The organism is Bradyrhizobium ivorense, from assembly GCF_900696085.1.
GTDB classification, from domain to species: domain Bacteria; phylum Pseudomonadota; class Alphaproteobacteria; order Rhizobiales; family Xanthobacteraceae; genus Bradyrhizobium; species Bradyrhizobium ivorense.
In genome coordinates, this window is the sequence record NZ_CAADFC020000029.1 from 13,265 (window position 1) to 29,004 (window position 15,740).

General features: G+C 66.5%; 11 protein-coding genes and 1 pseudogene. All 12 read right to left on the bottom strand.

What is annotated here, in order from left to right:
- Window positions 1–45: 45 nt before the first annotated feature.
- The 12 genes and pseudogenes from ligA to murG all read right to left on the bottom strand — a co-directional run bounded on the left by ligA (window position 46) and on the right by murG (window position 15,730).
- Window positions 46–2,193: an NAD-dependent DNA ligase LigA gene (ligA, locus tag CI41S_RS35035; protein WP_139863589.1), complete on the bottom strand. Its 2,148-nt coding sequence runs from the start codon at window positions 2,191–2,193 to the stop codon at window positions 46–48.
- A 7-nt stretch (window positions 2,194–2,200) separates the two neighbouring features.
- On the bottom strand, window positions 2,201–3,886 hold the full coding sequence (gene recN, locus CI41S_RS35040) for a DNA repair protein RecN (RefSeq protein ID WP_139863590.1): 1,686 nt from the start codon (window positions 3,884–3,886) through the stop codon (window positions 2,201–2,203).
- A 13-nt stretch (window positions 3,887–3,899) separates the two neighbouring features.
- Window positions 3,900–4,808: an outer membrane protein assembly factor BamD gene (locus CI41S_RS35045; RefSeq protein ID WP_244626777.1), complete on the bottom strand. Its 909-nt coding sequence runs from the start codon at window positions 4,806–4,808 to the stop codon at window positions 3,900–3,902.
- Window positions 4,809–5,069: 261 nt separating this feature from the next.
- The gene (gene lpxC / locus CI41S_RS35050) at window positions 5,070–6,032 is read right to left on the bottom strand and encodes a UDP-3-O-acyl-N-acetylglucosamine deacetylase (RefSeq protein WP_139480092.1); all 963 of its coding nucleotides are present in this window, start codon (window positions 6,030–6,032) and stop codon (window positions 5,070–5,072) included.
- Window positions 6,033–6,384: 352 nt separating this feature from the next.
- A complete protein-coding gene (gene ftsZ, locus CI41S_RS35055) occupies window positions 6,385–8,175 on the bottom strand; it encodes a cell division protein FtsZ (RefSeq protein ID WP_139863591.1) in 1,791 nt (596 codons plus the stop codon).
- A gap of 89 nt (window positions 8,176–8,264) precedes the next feature.
- Complete coding sequence (gene ftsA, locus CI41S_RS35060; RefSeq protein ID WP_139863592.1) at window positions 8,265–9,581, bottom strand: cell division protein FtsA; 1,317 nt, start codon at window positions 9,579–9,581, stop codon at window positions 8,265–8,267.
- Entirely contained in the window at window positions 9,578–10,585 is a 1,008-nt protein-coding gene (locus tag CI41S_RS35065; protein WP_139480088.1) for a cell division protein FtsQ/DivIB, read from the bottom strand. The genes ftsA and CI41S_RS35065 overlap by 4 nt, the downstream gene beginning before the upstream one ends.
- A pseudogene (locus tag CI41S_RS44735) lies at window positions 10,525–10,793 on the bottom strand (hypothetical protein); the annotation flags it as partial. The gene CI41S_RS35065 and the pseudogene CI41S_RS44735, both read right to left, overlap by 61 nt.
- A gap of 110 nt (window positions 10,794–10,903) precedes the next feature.
- Window positions 10,904–11,896: a D-alanine--D-alanine ligase family protein gene (locus CI41S_RS35075; protein ID WP_139863593.1), complete on the bottom strand. Its 993-nt coding sequence runs from the start codon at window positions 11,894–11,896 to the stop codon at window positions 10,904–10,906.
- On the bottom strand, window positions 11,896–12,819 hold the full coding sequence (gene murB, locus CI41S_RS35080) for a UDP-N-acetylmuramate dehydrogenase (protein WP_139863594.1): 924 nt from the start codon (window positions 12,817–12,819) through the stop codon (window positions 11,896–11,898). Before murB ends, CI41S_RS35075 begins: the two co-directional genes overlap by 1 nt.
- A 271-nt stretch (window positions 12,820–13,090) precedes the next feature.
- Entirely contained in the window at window positions 13,091–14,494 is a 1,404-nt protein-coding gene (murC, locus tag CI41S_RS35085; RefSeq protein WP_139863595.1) for a UDP-N-acetylmuramate--L-alanine ligase, read from the bottom strand.
- 120 nt (window positions 14,495–14,614) lie between these two features.
- Window positions 14,615–15,730, bottom strand: a complete 1,116-nt coding sequence (gene murG, locus CI41S_RS35090) for an undecaprenyldiphospho-muramoylpentapeptide beta-N-acetylglucosaminyltransferase (protein WP_139863596.1) — start codon at window positions 15,728–15,730, stop codon at window positions 14,615–14,617.
- Window positions 15,731–15,740 lie beyond the last annotated feature (10 nt).

The window sequence follows — 15,740 nt, forward strand, 5'->3', positions numbered from 1 at the left end:
CGCTTTCGCGGAGGACGACAACGGTGAATGTGGAGAGCGCGCCGCTCACTCCCCGATCAGCTTCAGCCACTCGTCCTCGGTCAGCACCGTGACGCCGTGCTTCTGCGCTTCGGCGAGCTTGGAGCCGGCGCCCGGCCCCGCGACCACATAGTCGGTCTTCTTCGAGACCGAGCCGGCCGCCTTGGCGCCGAGCCGCTCGGCGGTCGCCTTGGCCTCGTCGCGGGTCATCTTCTCCAGCGATCCCGTGAACACCACGGTCTTGCCGGCGACCGCCGAATTGCTCTTCGGCTTCTCGGCGTCGATGATCTCGGTGAGCTCCTCGGTCAGCCGCTCGACGATGCCGCGATTGTGGCTCTCGCCAAAATAGTCCGCGATGCTCTTGATCACGGTGTCGCCGATCTGGTCGAGCGCGTCCATCTCGGCGATCGCCTCCTCGTCGCCCTTGGCGACCTTGAGGCAGGCGTCGTGGAAGGCATCCCACGAGCCGTAGCCGCGGGCCAGCGCCAGCGCGGTGGTCTCGCCGACATGGCGCATGCCGAGCGCGTAGATGAAGCGCTCCAGCCCGATCCTGCGCCGGCTGTCGATCGAGGCGAACAGATTGCGCACCGAGGTTTCGCCGTAGCCCTCGATCTCCTCCAGCTTCAGCTTCGCATTGCGCTTCGGCAGCGTGAAGATGTCGGCCGGCTCCTTCACCCAGCCCTCGTCGAAGAAGTACTGCAGCTGCTTCTGGCCGAGGCCGTCGATGTCGAAGGCGCGGCGCGACACGAACAGGATCAGGTGCTCGACCTTCTGGAACGGACAGGCGAACTCGCCGCTGCAGCGCAGCCGCGAACCTTCCTCGCCGGTCGCGGTTTCCTCGCGCACCACGTCGGTGTGCAGCGGGCACGGGCACTTCTTCGGGAAGTGGAATTCCTTCGCGCTTTTCGGCCGCTTGTCGATGATGACGTCGACCACCTGCGGGATAACGTCGCCGGCGCGCTGGATCACGACGGTGTCGCCGATCCTGATGTCGCGGCCCTCGCGCAGCACCTCGCCCTTGTTGCCGATGCCCTTGATGTAATCCTCATTGTGCAGCGTGACGTTCTGCACGATGACGCCGCCGACGCCGACCGGCTCGAGCTTGCCGACCGGGGTGAACGAGCCGGTGCGCCCGACCTGGATCTCGATGTCGCGCAGCACGGTCATGGCGCGCTCGGCCGGGAATTTGTGCGCGATCGCCCAGCGCGGCGTGCGCGAGACGAAGCCGAGCCGCTCCTGCCAGTCGATGCGGTCGACCTTGTAGACGACGCCGTCGATGTCGTAGTCGAGCTCGGCGCGCTGCTCCTCGATCTTGCGATGGAACGCGATCAGCTCCTCGACCGAGTGGCACAATTTGGTCAGCGGATTGGTCTTGAAGCCGCAGCGCTCGAACCAGTGGATCATGCCGGTCTGGGTGCCTTCCGGCATCGCGCTCATCTGGCCCCACGCATAGGCGAAGAAGCCGAGCGGACGCGAGGCGGTGATACCAGGATCCTTCTGCCGCAGCGAGCCCGCCGCCGAGTTGCGCGGATTGGCGAAGATGGTGTCGCCGGCGGCCTTCTGCCGCTCGTTCAGCGCCAGGAACGCCTTCTTGGTCATGTAGACCTCGCCGCGCACCTCGCAGATATCAGGCACGTTGCGGCCCTTCAGCTTCTCGGGCACATCTTCCAGCGTGCGGATGTTGGCGGTGACGTCCTCGCCCTCGGCGCCGTCGCCGCGCGTTGCGGCGGTGACGAGCTCGCCGCCCTCGTAGCGCAGCGACATCGAGAGCCCGTCGATCTTCGGCTCGGCCGAGAAATCGATCTTGTCGTCCGGCAGCTTCAGGAAGCGCGTGATGCGGCCGACGAAGTCGACCACGTCTTCCTCCGCGAACGCATTGTCGAGCGACAGCATCGGCAGCGAATGGCGCACCTTCCTGAACCGGCCCGACGGCGCCGCGCCGACCTTCTGCGACGGCGATTCCGCGGTGACGAATTCGGGAAAGCGCTTCTCGATCGCGTTGTAGCGCTGCCGCAGCGCATCGTATTCGGCATCGGTGACGCTGGGCGCATCGTCCTGGTAGTAGCGCTTGTCGTGGCCTTCGAGCTCGAGCGCAAGCCGTGTCAGCTCGACCTTGGCCTGGGCCTTGGTGAGCTTGTCGACGTCGACCAGCGCTTTCTTCGCTTTGGTGGCCATGAAGCGACTAACTCGCCGCCCGCAGCAGCCGTTCCGCGGCCGCCCTCGCCTCGGCGGTGATTTCGGCGCCGGCCAGCATACGCGCGATCTCCTCGCGGCGGTGGTCGGCAGCGAGTGCGTTGACGCGGGTGGCGACGCGCTTGCCGCGGTCGAGCGCGTCCTTGGAGATCAAGAGGTGCTGGCCGGCGCGGGCCGCGACCTGCGGCGCATGCGTCACCGCCATCACCTGCACCTTGCCGGCAAGCCGCGCCAGCCGCGAGCCGATCGCATCCGCCACCGCGCCGCCGACGCCGGTGTCGATTTCGTCGAACACCAAGGTCGGCGCCGAGCCGCGATCGGCCAGCACGACCTTCAGCGCCAGCAGGAAGCGCGACAGCTCGCCGCCGGAGGCGACCTTCATCATCGGCCCCGGCTTGGTGCCGGGATTGGTCTGCACCCAGAATTCGACGCGGTCGATGCCCTGCGGGCCCGGCGACGCCGCATCCGATTCGACCTGGGTCATGAATTTTGCGCGCTCGAGCTTGAGCGGCGCGAGCTCGGCATTGACGGCCTTGTTGAGCTTGTCGGCCGACTTCACGCGCGCCGCCGACAGCTTGGCCGCGGCGGCGGCGTAGCGCTTGTCGGCCTCGGCGGCAGCAAGCTCGAGCTGCTTCAATTGCTCGGCGCCGGCATCGATCAGCGCGACGTCGTCGGCATATTGGGTCGCCAGCGCCGCCAGCAGATCCACCGGCGTCGAATATTTGCGCGAGGCGGCGCGCAGCGCGAACAGCCGCTCCTCGATACGCTCGAGCTCGGCCGGGTCGAAATCGGTCGCCGCCAGCGCGGCGTGGAGATGCTGGTCGGCCTCCTCAAGCGCATTGATCGCACTATCGATCGCCTTCACCGCCGGCTCGATCAGCGCCGGCGCATTGGCGGCGCGCCGCTCCAGCCGGCGCACTGCGGCGGAGAGCGAGGCCACCGGCGAATGCGAGCCGCCGATCGCCTCCTGCGCCTCGCGCAGATCGGTCGCGATCTTCTCGCCCTGCATCATGGTGGTACGGCGACCCGCGAGCTCGGTCTCCTCGCCCTCCTTCGGCGCCAGCGTCTTCAGCTCCTGCGACGCATGGCGCAGATAGTCGGCCTCGCGCGCGGCGCGCTCCATGCCGGCGCGATGCTCGTCGAGCGCTGATGACGCGGTGCGTCTGATATCCCACAGCGCTTCCAGCGCCGCGGTGTCCTTCTCGAGCCCGGCGAAGGCGTCGAGCAGCTGGCGATGGGTCGTTGAATCGACCAGCGCGCGCTCGTCGTGCTGGCCGTGGATTTCGACCAGCGCCGTGCCGACCGCCTTCAGCGTCTGCACGCTGATCGCCTGATCGTTGATGAAAGCGCGGGTGCGGCCGTCGGCAAGCTGCACGCGGCGCAGGATCATTTCGCAAGTTTCTTCAGTACCCGTGTCGTCGAGGCCGTTCTCGGCGAGGATTTTGGCCGCCGGGTGCCCCTTCGGCACATCGAAGACGGCGGTGACCTGGCCCTGCTCGGCGCCATGGCGCACCAGGGTCGCATCGCCGCGGCCGCCGAGCGCGAGCGCAAAGGCATCGAGCAGGATGGATTTGCCGGCGCCGGTTTCGCCGGTCAGCACGGCGAGGCCGCGGGAGAATTCGATATCGAGCCGTTCGATCAGGACGATGTCACGGATCGACAGACGCGCGAGCATGCGGGGACAATTCCTAGCCGAGACCCATCTTCTTGAAGGTCCTGCTGATCCAGGAACCCTGATTCTCGCTCGGCTCGAGACCGCCGGACTTTACTAGATTATAGGCGTCCTTGTACCAGCGGCTGTCAGGAAAATTGTGGCCGAGCACGGCGGCCGCGGTCTGGGCTTCGGGTCCGATGCCGATCGACATATAGGCTTCGGTGAGCCGGTAGAGCGCCTCTTCGACATGGCGCGTGGTCTGGTACTGCGTCACCACCGCCTTGAAGCGGTTGATGGCGGCGGTGTAGTCGCGCCGGCCCATGTAATAGCGGCCGACCGCCATCTCCTTGCCGGCGAGCTGGTCGCGCGCGGCCTCGATCTTGGCCTTGGCCTCGGTCGAATATTCCGAGGTCGGATATTTGCGCACCACCTCTTCCAGCGCCGCGATCGCCTTCTCGGTGCGGCCCTGGTCGCGCGAGATGTCCGGGATCTGGTCGAAATGCGAGGCGGCGATCAGGTACTGGGCATAGGAGGCGTCCGGGCTGCCGGGATGCAGCGTGACGTAGCGCGTCGCCGATCCGATGCAGCTGTCGTAGTCACCGGCCTGATAGGAGGCGTAGGCCGACATCAGCAGCGACTTGCGCGCCCAGTCCGAATAGGGGTGCTGACGGTCGACTTCCTCGAACTTCTTGGTGGCGGCCTTCAGGTCCTTCTTCTGGTTCATCATATACAAGCCCTCATTGTAGAGCTTGTCCGCGGGCTCATCGACGAAGGTATCGTCCTTGGCCATGAACTTGTCCCACAGCGCGCCGGTGCCGCAGCCGCTCAGCGGCAGCGCCAGCATGACGAGGCCCGCCGCGAAACGCAGCGTGCGCGCGGCCCGTGCAAGGCCGGAGACATCAGAAGAATTGCGTGGTTCGAGCGCCATACGCATTGCCGACATGAAATATAGAACCTGACGCCTGTGATGCGGTTAACGGCGAAGCCCACTCCGTCCACGAACCGCAATCATGGACTTAATATTCCCCGCGATAGTCCCGTGCCGTTGGCGCCGTCTCGTGTGGCCGCAGGCCCGTTTAGCCGAAAAATGGTCTTGGCAAAACCGAATACGCAGCCATTTCGCCCGGATTAAGGCGGCCGGGTGTCGCCCGGGGTCGCGGTCGTGACTGGTAAAATCCGGACGAACGACGTCCGGCTGCGACGATCAGGACACGTCCGGGCCGTAGGCCGGGGCGATCAGGCCGCCAACCGTGCCGGCGCCGGCTTCGGCATAGCCACGGGACGGCCGCCGCGTGGTCTCCGATTCGACCACCCGCCAGGCGCTGCGGTCGGTCATCAGGGCCTTCAGCAACGCGTTGTTGAGCTTGTGGCCGCCGCGGGAGGAACGGAAGCTGCCGAGCAGCGGCAGGCCGGCCAGCGCGAGATCGCCGATCACGTCCAGAACCTTGTGGCGGGCGCACTCGTCGGCGTAGCGCAGGCCTTCGGTATTGAGCAGGCGGGTCTCGTCAAACACCACGGTGTTGTCGAAGGAGGCGCCGAGCGCGAAGCCTGCGCCCCAGAGCCGGGCCACATCGTTCATGCAGCCGAAGGTCCGGGCCCGCGCGACGTCGCGGCGGAAAGCTTCCGGCGAAAGATCAAAGGTGAAGTTCTGGCGGCCGATCACCGGGTTGGTGAAATCGATCTCGACCTCGGCGCGGAAGCCGCCGGCAAACGGACGCAGTTCGCCGACCGAATCGCCGATCTTGACCTGCACCGGCTTCAAGACCTGGATGAAGCGGCGGACGCCGGGCTGGGCGACGATGCCGGCCTGATCGATCGCCGCGACGAACGCAGCGGCGCTGCCGTCCATGATCGGAACTTCGGGGCCGTCGACTTCGATGGTGGCGTTGTCGACACCCATGCCCCGCAGTGCGGCGAGCACGTGTTCCGCGGTGGAAACCAGCGGCCCTTCGCGGTCACCCAGCACCGTCGCAAAGTCGGTTGCGATCACGGCGTCGGCGGTGGCCGTAATTTCACGGTCGGAACCATCGAGACCGGTGCGGATGAAGATGAAGCCCGCATCAACCGGCGCAGGTCCGAGCGTGAGATGAACAGGAAGACCAGAGTGAACGCCGACGCCAGTCACGGTGGCTTGCGCGCGAAGCGTTGTCTGACGGCTGAACTTCATTCGATAATGCCCACTACCGACTTCACTCAGAACGAGAGGCCTAAACTTTCCCCAAGGCCGACTCGCTTGAGCTCCCCAAGTCACGGCAGGACCATAGTCACTGCCCCAAACCCCGCCAACTCACGCTTCTTTACCGATTGTTACCCCATCTCTGCCGCATTGGTGCCCAAGGTCAACCAAATTGCGGCAGCGCACAAGGGCGTTCCGGGACCGCCATCCGACCACAAAAAGAATAATTAATCATTTAAAATCAGTTGCTTGTTTGGCTGCCTGGATATCCCTTCCGGCCAAAGGAAAAGGCCCCGGCGGTTCCCGCCGGGGCCTTTGTTGGTCGCCAAGCTTGTAACAAACTTCAGTTTGCCTGCCGGCGCAGGAAGGCCGGGATATCAAGATGGTCGTCGCCCTGTGGCGTCTGGGCAACAGGTGCCGGGCGCCCATGGGCGTCCAATCCCTGCGGCGCTGGCCGCTTTGCATATTCCGATACGGGCGCTTCGTTGGCCGCGATCTGCTGCGCGACGCTGCGGGCCGGCTTGCGTTCCGGCATCGGCGGCATCGCGGGCATCGCCGGACCGGAGGCGCGGGCCGCGATCGGCGGCTCGGTCTCTTCGTCACGGCGGCCGAGGCCGACATTGGCGAGCCGCTGCAGCAGCGACAGCCGGGTCTTCTGCGGGTGTTCCTCCTCGGTGCCCTGGGCCTGGCGGATCTCGGCCTGGGCCGGCATCGGCAGGTCCTCGAACTTCGGCATCCGCGGGGTGCGGACCGGCGAACGCTCGGCGGCCTGCGGGATGAAGGTTTCCGGCGGCATCGGTTCCTGCTGCTCGACCTTGGTCAGGTCGTGGTCCGGGAACAGGGTCGGCTTCTGCGCGATCGGGCGCACCGTGACGTCGCCATAGGCCCCGGCCTGCATCGGCGCCTGGGCCGGGCTCTCCGGCGCGACCGCGGCGGCGATCGCCGCCAGCGCGGCGCGCTCGACATTGCCGGTGGGGCGCTGCTGGGGCGCCGCAGCCGGAGCCGCAGCAATCGGCGCAACCGTGACGCCGGTCGGCGGTTCCAGCTTCTGGGCGCGCTCGGCCATGCGCTGGTTGTCGGCGCGCAGGCGGGCGGTCAGGTCGGCCAGCCGGCTCTCCGGCGAGCCGCCCGACTGCTGGGCGGGCGCCTGGGCACGGGACGCGATCGCGGCCTGCTCGATGCCGGTCGCGACCACCGAGACGCGGATGACGCCGTCGAGCGATTCGTCGAACGTGGCGCCGACGATGATGTTGGCGTCGGGATCGACTTCCTCGCGGATGCGGGTCGCGGCTTCGTCGACCTCGAACAGAGTCAGGTCCTTGCCGCCGGTGATCGAGATCAGGAGGCCGCGGGCGCCCTTCATCGAGCTATCGTCGATCAGCGGGTTGGCGATCGCGGCTTCCGCGGCGGTCAGCGCCCGCTTCTCGCCGGTGGCCTCGCCGGTGCCCATCATCGCCTTGCCCATTTCCCGCATCACGGCGCGGACGTCGGCGAAGTCGAGGTTGATCAGGCCTTCCTTGACCATCAGGTCGGTGATGCAGGCGACGCCCGAATAGAGCACCTGGTCGGCCATCGCGAAGGCGTCGGCGAAGGTGGTCTTCTCGTTGGCGACCCGGAACAGGTTCTGGTTCGGGATGATCAAGAGCGTGTCGACCACCTTGTGCAGTTCGGCAATGCCGGACTCGGCGGTGCGCATGCGGCGCTGGCCCTCGAAGTGGAACGGCTTGGTGACCACGCCGACCGTGAGGATGCCCATGTCGCGGGCGGCCCTGGCGATGACAGGCGCGGCGCCGGTGCCGGTGCCGCCGCCCATGCCGGCGGTGACGAACACCATGTTGGCGCCGGTGAGATGATCGCGCAGTTCGTCAATCACCTCCTGCGCGGCGGCCGCACCGACGTCCGGCTGCGAGCCGGCGCCGAGGCCCTGGGTGACGGCGGTACCCATCTGGATGATGCGCTGCGCCTTCGACATGGTCAGCGCCTGCGCGTCGGTGTTGGCGACGACGAAGTCGACACCCTGCAGGCCGGCGGTGATCATGTTGTTGACGGCGTTACCACCCGCGCCACCGACACCGAAGACGGTGATCCGCGGTTTCAGCTCGCTGATGTCAGGGGGGGTCAGATTGAGTGCCATGGTTGCCTCTCTCGATTACGCGCGCGTGGGTTCGCCCCGGCCGCAGGCCGCGGGAGTTGATGAAAATGCTGTGAGCCGGGGTGCGGTCATCAGAAGCCCTCGCGAAGCCATCGTCCGACCTTTCCGAAGTAACCGTCAGTCCCTGTCTTAAGCTGCCGCGTGCGCCGCGGTTCGACATGTTCAAGGTGAGCGTATTGCGGATAGACGAGCAGGCCCGTCGGCACCGAGAACGAGGCGCCCTTCGCCTCGTTCGGCAGCCGGCCGAAGCCAAGCGGGCGGCCGATGCGGACCTGACGGTTCAGGATGCGGGTGGCAAGCTCGACGGTCCCGGTGAGCTGCGACGCACCGCCGCTCAACACAACTCGCGCCCTCGGCTCTGCCGCAAAGGGGGAATCCGCGAGCCGGTCACGGACCATTTCAAAAATCTCCTCGGCGCGATGCCGGACGATATTCGCGATCGTGGCGCGGGATACGATCTGCGGAGTCTCCCGGTCATCGCCTGCGGTGGGAACGGACATCAGCTCGCGCGAATCCGAGCCGCCGGTCAGCACCGTGCCGTATAAAGTCTTGATTCGCTCGGCATCCGCAATGCACGCGCCGATGCCGCGCGCAAGATCCATCGTGATGTGTTGCCCGCCGAGCGCAAAACCGGAGGCGTGCACGAAGCGTCCGCCCGAATAAGTCGCGATCGTGGTCGATCCCGCGCCCATTTCGACCACGGCGGCGCCGAGATCGGCCTCGTCGTCGGTCAGCACCGAGAGGCCTGCGACATAAGGACTCGATGCCATCGCCTCGACATTGAGATGGCAGCGCTCGACCACCAGCATGAGGTTCTTAGCGACCGTCGCATCCGACGTCACCACGTTCATGTCGACGCCGAACTGGCGCGCCACCATGCCTTTGGGATCGCGGATGCCCTTGACGCCGTCGAGCGCGTAGCCGACCGGCAGCGCGTGCAGCACGGTGCGGCCGGCGCCGGTGGCGTGGCGCATGCCGGCCGAGGTGATCCGGCTGATATCGTCTGAAGTGACCGAGCCGCCGCGGATATCTGCAGCGGCTTCAACCAGTTGGCCATGCAGCCGGCCGCCCGACAACGACAGCAGCACGGACTCGACGCGGACCTTGGCCATGCGCTCGGCCAGCGCCACGGCGTGGCGCACCGCCTTCTCGCATTCAGCAAGATCGACGATCGCGCCGGCCTTGACGCCGCGCGACTGGATCTGGCTGTAGCCAATCAGTTCGACCGCGTGGGTGCGGCCGCGCAGCGCCTCGTTCGGCGGCGACGGCTTCAGCCGCGCGATCATGCAGGCGATCTTGCTGGAGCCGACGTCGAGCGAAGCCACCAGCGCGGTGCGCTTCTGCATCGGGCGGGTCTTCGGGGTCAAATTGCGATCGAGGCCGGTCATGCGGAGTCACCCGGCTTCTTCTTGGACTTCTTGTCCTTGAACAGCTCGTCGCGCGCCTTGCCGGCTTCCTCCGACAATTGCACCACCAGCCGATCGGGCAGCCGCATGTCGACGGCGACGATGTCGCGCGAGAACAGTTTTTCGTCCTTGTCGAGCTTGGACAGCGCGGCGAGCGCATTGCCGACGTCGTTCTCGGGCAGGCGAATGTCGAGGCCGTCCTTCAGCCGCAGGTTCCAACGCCGCTCGCCGACGAAGATCGCGGCCTTGGTCACCTGCCGCACCTGCGGGTAGCGGTCGAGCAGCGCGAGGAAATCCCGCGCGCGGGGCGCCGCGCCCTTGCCCACCACCAGCGGCAGATTGAGGAAACGGCGCGAAACATAGGGCTCGAGCACCGCGCCATCGGCGGCGATGACCGAGAGCCGGCCGTTCTCCTGCCACAGCGCGTAGGCGGTGCGCTCGACGATGTCGATCTGCAGCCGGCCCGGATAAAGCTTCAGGATGGTGGCGTCCGCGATCCAGGGATTGGCCTTCAGCCGGTCGCGCACCGTCTCGGCGTCGAGGAACAGCAGCGAGGAGCGGCCGGTGACGCCGCCGATCGCGAGCACCTCGTCCTGGCTCAGCTGCTTGCGGCCGTTGATGCCGACCGTGGTGATGCGGAAGCCCGCGGCATTGGCCAGCGCGTTGCGAGTGTCGCTCAGCGCCGTGGTGAATTCCTCGACATGGCCGCCGCGCACGATGCCGAAGCCGGCGCTGCCGAACAGGATCGCGAGCGTCGCGGCAACGCCGACCCGGCGCGGCAGATAGCGCTCGATCATCAGGATGTAGCGGTTGGGCGGGTCGCGGTCGATCACCGGCCGTTTCGCAGGACGCCGGCGGCGGCGATGCGCGAGCCAGGCACCGATGTGCTCGCGCAGCAGCACCACCGCTCCAATAGCGGCTGCCCTCAGGTCAGCTTGAGGCCCCAGCGATCGCAGCGATCGGGTGAGGCGTCCTGCACCATCCATTGCACGAGCTCGTCACATGTTGCGCCCGCAAACCCATGCGGGTCCCGGCACACGTGACGCCTCAGCAGATACCGGTGGGATAGAGTGACCCCCTGTTCCCTGGTTGCGTTCCTCGAAGCGGTCATCCGCAACAGCTCACGCCCCGGCAGCCAAGCGCTACATGCGCCGCCAGCGTTAACCTTCGGGCTTCCTGGTAAACAAACGGTAAATGTTACCCAGCTGGAGTGGGTTTTGATCAACACTGTGAGTAGTTTGCCGGGGACACGTTAGCATTTTAGCAACAGCGCCGGGTTCCACCCCCGGCCCGAGTCGCCGGTTTCAGCCCCGTTTCGGCGTGCGGCGCCGGGCGATTTCGATCTGGTCGTGCAGGAAATCGGCGAAGCCAATGCCCTGCGCCTTCAAGGCCTTGGGGTATAAAGATGCCGCGGTGAGCCCGGGCAGCGTGTTGGTTTCGAGATAGACCGGCCCCTTCGTCGAGACGATGAAGTCGCTGCGCGAGTAGCCGGTGCACGACAGCGCGCGGTGCGCCTTCAGCGCATGATCCATGATCGCGGTGCTGATATCAGGCGCGAAACGGCCGGGGCAAATCTCCTGGGTCGATTTCAGGAGGTATTTGGCGGTGTAGTCGAAGCCGCCCTCCGCCGGCACGATCTCGATCGGCGGCAGCGCGAACACCGCGCCATCGGACTGCTCGAGCACACCGCAGGTCGCCTCGACGCCGGCCACGAACGGCTCGATCAGATATTCTTCTTTCTCGGCCGCGTTGCGAACCGCGATGAGGTCCTGCCTGGCGTTGACGAAGATCAGCCCGTAGCTCGATCCATCCTTGGCTGGTTTTGCGATCAGCTTGCCGTACTCGGCAAAGGCTCGATCGATATCATCCACGGCGATGCCCTGCGGCGCGTTCACGCCCGCGATCGCCGCAAAGCGCTTCGCCGACGGCTTGTCGAACGCCAGATGCGACGACGCCGAACCGGAGCCGGTGAACGCGATGCCGCGCAGCTCGCACATCACCTGCAATTCGCCGTTCTCGGCGCAGCCGCCATGCAGGCCGAGCACCAGCACGCGCCCTTCCGCGCCGGCCTTGTCGAGCGCCGCGTCGAGCGCGACGCCGCGATCGCCAGGCTTGAAATCGACCTCGAACGGCCGGGCGTGATTGAGCAGCGCCTCCGACCTCACCGCATGCACGGTATCGTCGACGTCCCAGAACCACAGCTCGGCCTCGGGCAGCGCACGATGCAGCGCCTGCGCGCTTGCCACTGAAACCAGGCGCTCCTTGCTGGTGCCGCCGAAGAGAATGGTGGTCTGCATTATTTCTGCTCTATCCCGATCCGCTTGATTTCCCAGTGCAGCTCAAGTCCGGAGGTCTGCTTCACCCGTTCACGCACGGTCTCGCCGAGCGTCTCGATGTCGTGCCCGGTGGCGCTGCCGGTGTTGATCAGAAAATTGCAGTGCATCTCGGACACCTGCGCGCCGCCGATTCTGAGGCCGCGGCAGCCGGCGGCATCGATCAGCTTCCAGGCGCTGTTGCCCGGCGGATTCTTGAAGGTCGAGCCGCCGGTCTTTTCGCGGATCGGCTGCGCGGTCTCGCGATGGGTCTGCACCTCGGTCATGCGGGCGCGGATCGCCTCGGGATCGGAAATTTTGCCGCGGAAGCGCGCCGACGTGAAGATGATCGAGGGATCGACACCGCTGTTGCGGTAGACGAACTTCATGTCGGCATTGCCAAACGTGTGTCTCGTTCCGTCGCGGCCGATGCCGGTGGCCTCAATCAGCACATCCTTGGTCTCGCCGCCATTGGCGCCGGCATTCATCCGCAGCGCGCCGCCGACGGTGCCGGGAATGCCGAACAAGAATTCCATGCCGCCGATATTGGCCGCCGCCGCGGTCTCCGCCACGCGCTTGTCGAGCGCCGCGGCGCCGGCCGTGACGATGTCATCAGCGGCGCTGGTCTCGCCGAAAGCGCGCGGCGCGAGCCGGATCACGACACCAGGCAGGCCGCCGTCGCGCACGATCAGATTGGAGCCGACACCGACGACATAGACCGGCAGCGCGTTCGGCAGGTGTTTCAGGAAATAGCCGAGATCATCCTCATCCGCTGGCGTGAACAGCACCTGCGCCGGACCGCCGACGCGAAACCAGGTCAGCTTCGCGAGCGACTGGTTGGCCAGCAGCCGCCCGCGCAGCTGCGGCATCGCGGCTTTCAGATCGGGTGTGATGTCGGGGAAGATCATGCGACGTCGCTCGAGATACGAGGCAGGTTGAGAGCGCAACGCGTTGCGTTGTGTTTCAGCGCCCGGGGCCTACCCCTCTCCCCAACCCTCCCCCGCAAGGGGGGAGGGAGCCTGACTAATGTGCTCACCTTACAGTGCATCGCGGCTTCGCTCTCTCTCGTTAAGAGAGTCAGGAGGCCACGGGCGGATGGGTTCCCTCCCCCCTTGCGGTGGAGGGTTAGGGAGAGGGGTGAGCCACACGGGTGGTGCTGATAACTAGCAATGAATAACATCACCCCAGCGCCTTCAACTGATCCGGCAGCGCGTAGGCCCATTGCGTGATGTTGCCGGCGCCGAGGCAGACGACGAGGTCGCCGGGTTTGGCGAGGCCGTGCACGATCTTCGCGAGCTCACCGGCATCGGGCAACGGGATCACGTTGCGATGGCCGTGGGCGCGCAGACCGGCGGCGAAGTGGTCGCGGTCGATGCCCGCAATCGGCGCTTCGCCGGCCGGATAGACCTCGGCGACCAGGACCGCATCGGCGTCGTTGAAGCAGGTGCAGAATTCCTCGAACAGCGATTGCAGGCGGGTGAAGCGATGCGGCTGCACCACGGCGACGATCTTGCCGTTGACGGATTCGCGCGCCGCCTTGAGCACCGCCGCAATCTCGACCGGGTGATGGCCGTAATCGTCGATCACGGTGACGCCATTCCACTCGCCGGTCTTGGTGAAGCGCCGCTTGACGCCGCCGAAGCCGGCCATCGCCTGGCGGATCACATCGTCGGAGACGCCGAGCTCGTGCGCGACCGCGATCGCCGCCGTCGCATTCGAGGCGTTGTGGCGGCCCGGCATCGGGAGCATGATGTCGGCAATCTCGTGCACCGCGCCGCTGCCGCGATTGCGGATCGCGACGGTGAACTTCGAGCCGCCGCCCATCGGCGTCAGATCCTTGAGCTGCGCATCGGCCTGCGGATTTTGCCCGTAGGTGATGATGCGGCGATCCTCGATCTTGCCGACCAGGCCCTGCACCACCGGATGATCGATGCACATCACGGCGAAGCCGTAGAACGGCACGTTCTCGACAAAGCTGCGGAACGCGTCCTGGATCGCCTCGAAGGTCTTGAAGTGATCGAGATGTTCGGGGTCGATGTTGGTGACGATCACGACATCGGACGGCAGCTTCAGGAACGTGCCGTCGCTCTCGTCGGCTTCGACCACCATCCAGTCGCCGGCGCCAAGCCGCGCGTTGGAGCCGTAGGCATTGATGATGCCGCCGTTGATCACGGTCGGATCGAGCCCGCCGGCATCGAGCAAGGTCGCCACCATCGTGGTCGTCGTGGTCTTGCCATGGGTGCCGGCGATCGCGACGCAGCTCTTCAGCCGCATCAATTCCGCCAGCATCTCGGCGCGCCGCACCACGGGTAGCCGCCGCGCGCGCGCTTCCATTAGTTCCGGATTGTCGCGCTTGATCGCGGTCGAGACCACGACGACGTCGGCGCCGTCGACATTCTCGGCCTGGTGACCGACCGAAACCTTGGCGCCCTTCTTGCGCAACCGGTCGAGATTGTAATTGTCCGACGCGTCGGAGCCCTGCACGGTGTAGCCGAGATTGATCAACACCTCGGCGATGCCGCTCATGCCGATGCCGCCGATCCCGACGAAATGAATGGGTCCGATCTCGCGCGGCAGTCTCATGTTGCTAACACCTTCATCGTGTCCGGACGCAGCCGGCCATTCTCCGACTTATGAAAGACGGCGCTGGCCGGGACAAGCCCGGCCGTGCCGTTCCACCGCCGAAAATTCCCCGAAAACGGCCTAAATTCCCGCCACTTTCGTCACCAGATCGGCCAGCCGTTCCGCGGCATCGAGCCGGCCGACGCCGCGCGCCGCATCCGCCATCGCGGTCAATTTTCCGGGCTCGGCGGCAAACGTCGTGATCTCCGCCGCCAGCCGCTCCGGCGTGAATTCGGTCTGCTTGATGCGCAGCGCACCGCCGGCCTCCGACAGCACGCCGGCATTGGCGAACTGGTCCTGATCGATCGCACCGGGCAGCGGCACCAGGATCGAGGGCCGGCCGATCGCGCCGAGCTCGGCGACGGTGCCGGCGCCGGAGCGCGAGATCACCAATTGGCTCGACGCCAGCCGCGCCGGTAGATCAGCGAAGAATGGGGCGAGCTCGGCATTGATCTTGAGCCGATCGTAGACGGTGCGCACCCGCGCCATGTCCTCTTCGCGCACCTGCTGGGTAATGATCAGGCGGCTCCACAGCGCGGGCGCAAGCTTCTCGATCGCCGGCGGCACGATGTCGCTCATCACCCGCGCGCCCTGGCTGCCGCCGACCACGAGCAGGCGCAGCGGACCGTCGGCCTCGGACGATGCATATTGCACAGCCGCCGCGGCCAGGATCGCCGGGCGCATCGGCGTGCCGACGGTGGTCGCTTTTGCGGCGAGCGCGGGATCGCGATCGAGCACGCCGGGCAGCGAGGTCGCGATCGCGTTGACGCGGCTGGAGAGGAAACGGTTGGCGCGGCCGAGCACCGCATTGGCATCGTGGATGATGCCGGGAACGCCGAGCAGCCGCGCCGCCATCAGCGGCGGCAGGGTCGGATAGCCGCCGAAGCCGACGACGGCCGACGGCTTCAGCCGGCGCACCACATTGGTCGCCACCAGCATGCCATAGCCGAGCGTCAGCATGGTCCGGACCAGCGAGAGCGGGTTGCGGCTGCGCACGGTCGCGCTCGGCACGAGATCGATGCTCTCCCGGCCGAACAGGCCGGAATAGCGCAGCGCACGGCCGTCGGTCGCGAGCCGCACGCGCAGGCCGCGCTTGATCAATTCCACGGCGAGCGCCTCGGCCGGGAACAAATGGCCGCCGGTGCCGCCGGCCGCCAGCAGGATCAGGGGTGCGTTGTCCGATTCTTGCGAGTGCATGGCATCCAGA

What these genes read in the sequence shown, in the direction of transcription:
- ftsZ (WP_139863591.1), bottom strand. Translation starts at nt 8,175, where the DNA reads ATGGCACTCAATCTGACCCCCCCTGACATCAGCGAGCTGAAACCGCGG.
- CI41S_RS35065 (WP_139480088.1), bottom strand. Translation starts at nt 10,585, where the DNA reads ATGGATGGTGCAGGACGCCTCACCCGATCGCTGCGATCGCTGGGGCCT.
- ligA (WP_139863589.1), bottom strand. Translation starts at nt 2,193, where the DNA reads ATGGCCACCAAAGCGAAGAAAGCGCTGGTCGACGTCGACAAGCTCACC.
- murC (WP_139863595.1), bottom strand. Translation starts at nt 14,494, where the DNA reads ATGAGACTGCCGCGCGAGATCGGACCCATTCATTTCGTCGGGATCGGC.
- murB (WP_139863594.1), bottom strand. Translation starts at nt 12,819, where the DNA reads ATGATCTTCCCCGACATCACACCCGATCTGAAAGCCGCGATGCCGCAG.
- lpxC (WP_139480092.1), bottom strand. Translation starts at nt 6,032, where the DNA reads ATGAAGTTCAGCCGTCAGACAACGCTTCGCGCGCAAGCCACCGTGACT.
- murG (WP_139863596.1), bottom strand. Translation starts at nt 15,730, where the DNA reads ATGCACTCGCAAGAATCGGACAACGCACCCCTGATCCTGCTGGCGGCC.
- ftsA (WP_139863592.1), bottom strand. Translation starts at nt 9,581, where the DNA reads ATGACCGGCCTCGATCGCAATTTGACCCCGAAGACCCGCCCGATGCAG.
- recN (WP_139863590.1), bottom strand. Translation starts at nt 3,886, where the DNA reads ATGCTCGCGCGTCTGTCGATCCGTGACATCGTCCTGATCGAACGGCTC.
- CI41S_RS35045 (WP_244626777.1), bottom strand. Translation starts at nt 4,808, where the DNA reads ATGTCGGCAATGCGTATGGCGCTCGAACCACGCAATTCTTCTGATGTC.
- CI41S_RS35075 (WP_139863593.1), bottom strand. Translation starts at nt 11,896, where the DNA reads ATGCAGACCACCATTCTCTTCGGCGGCACCAGCAAGGAGCGCCTGGTT.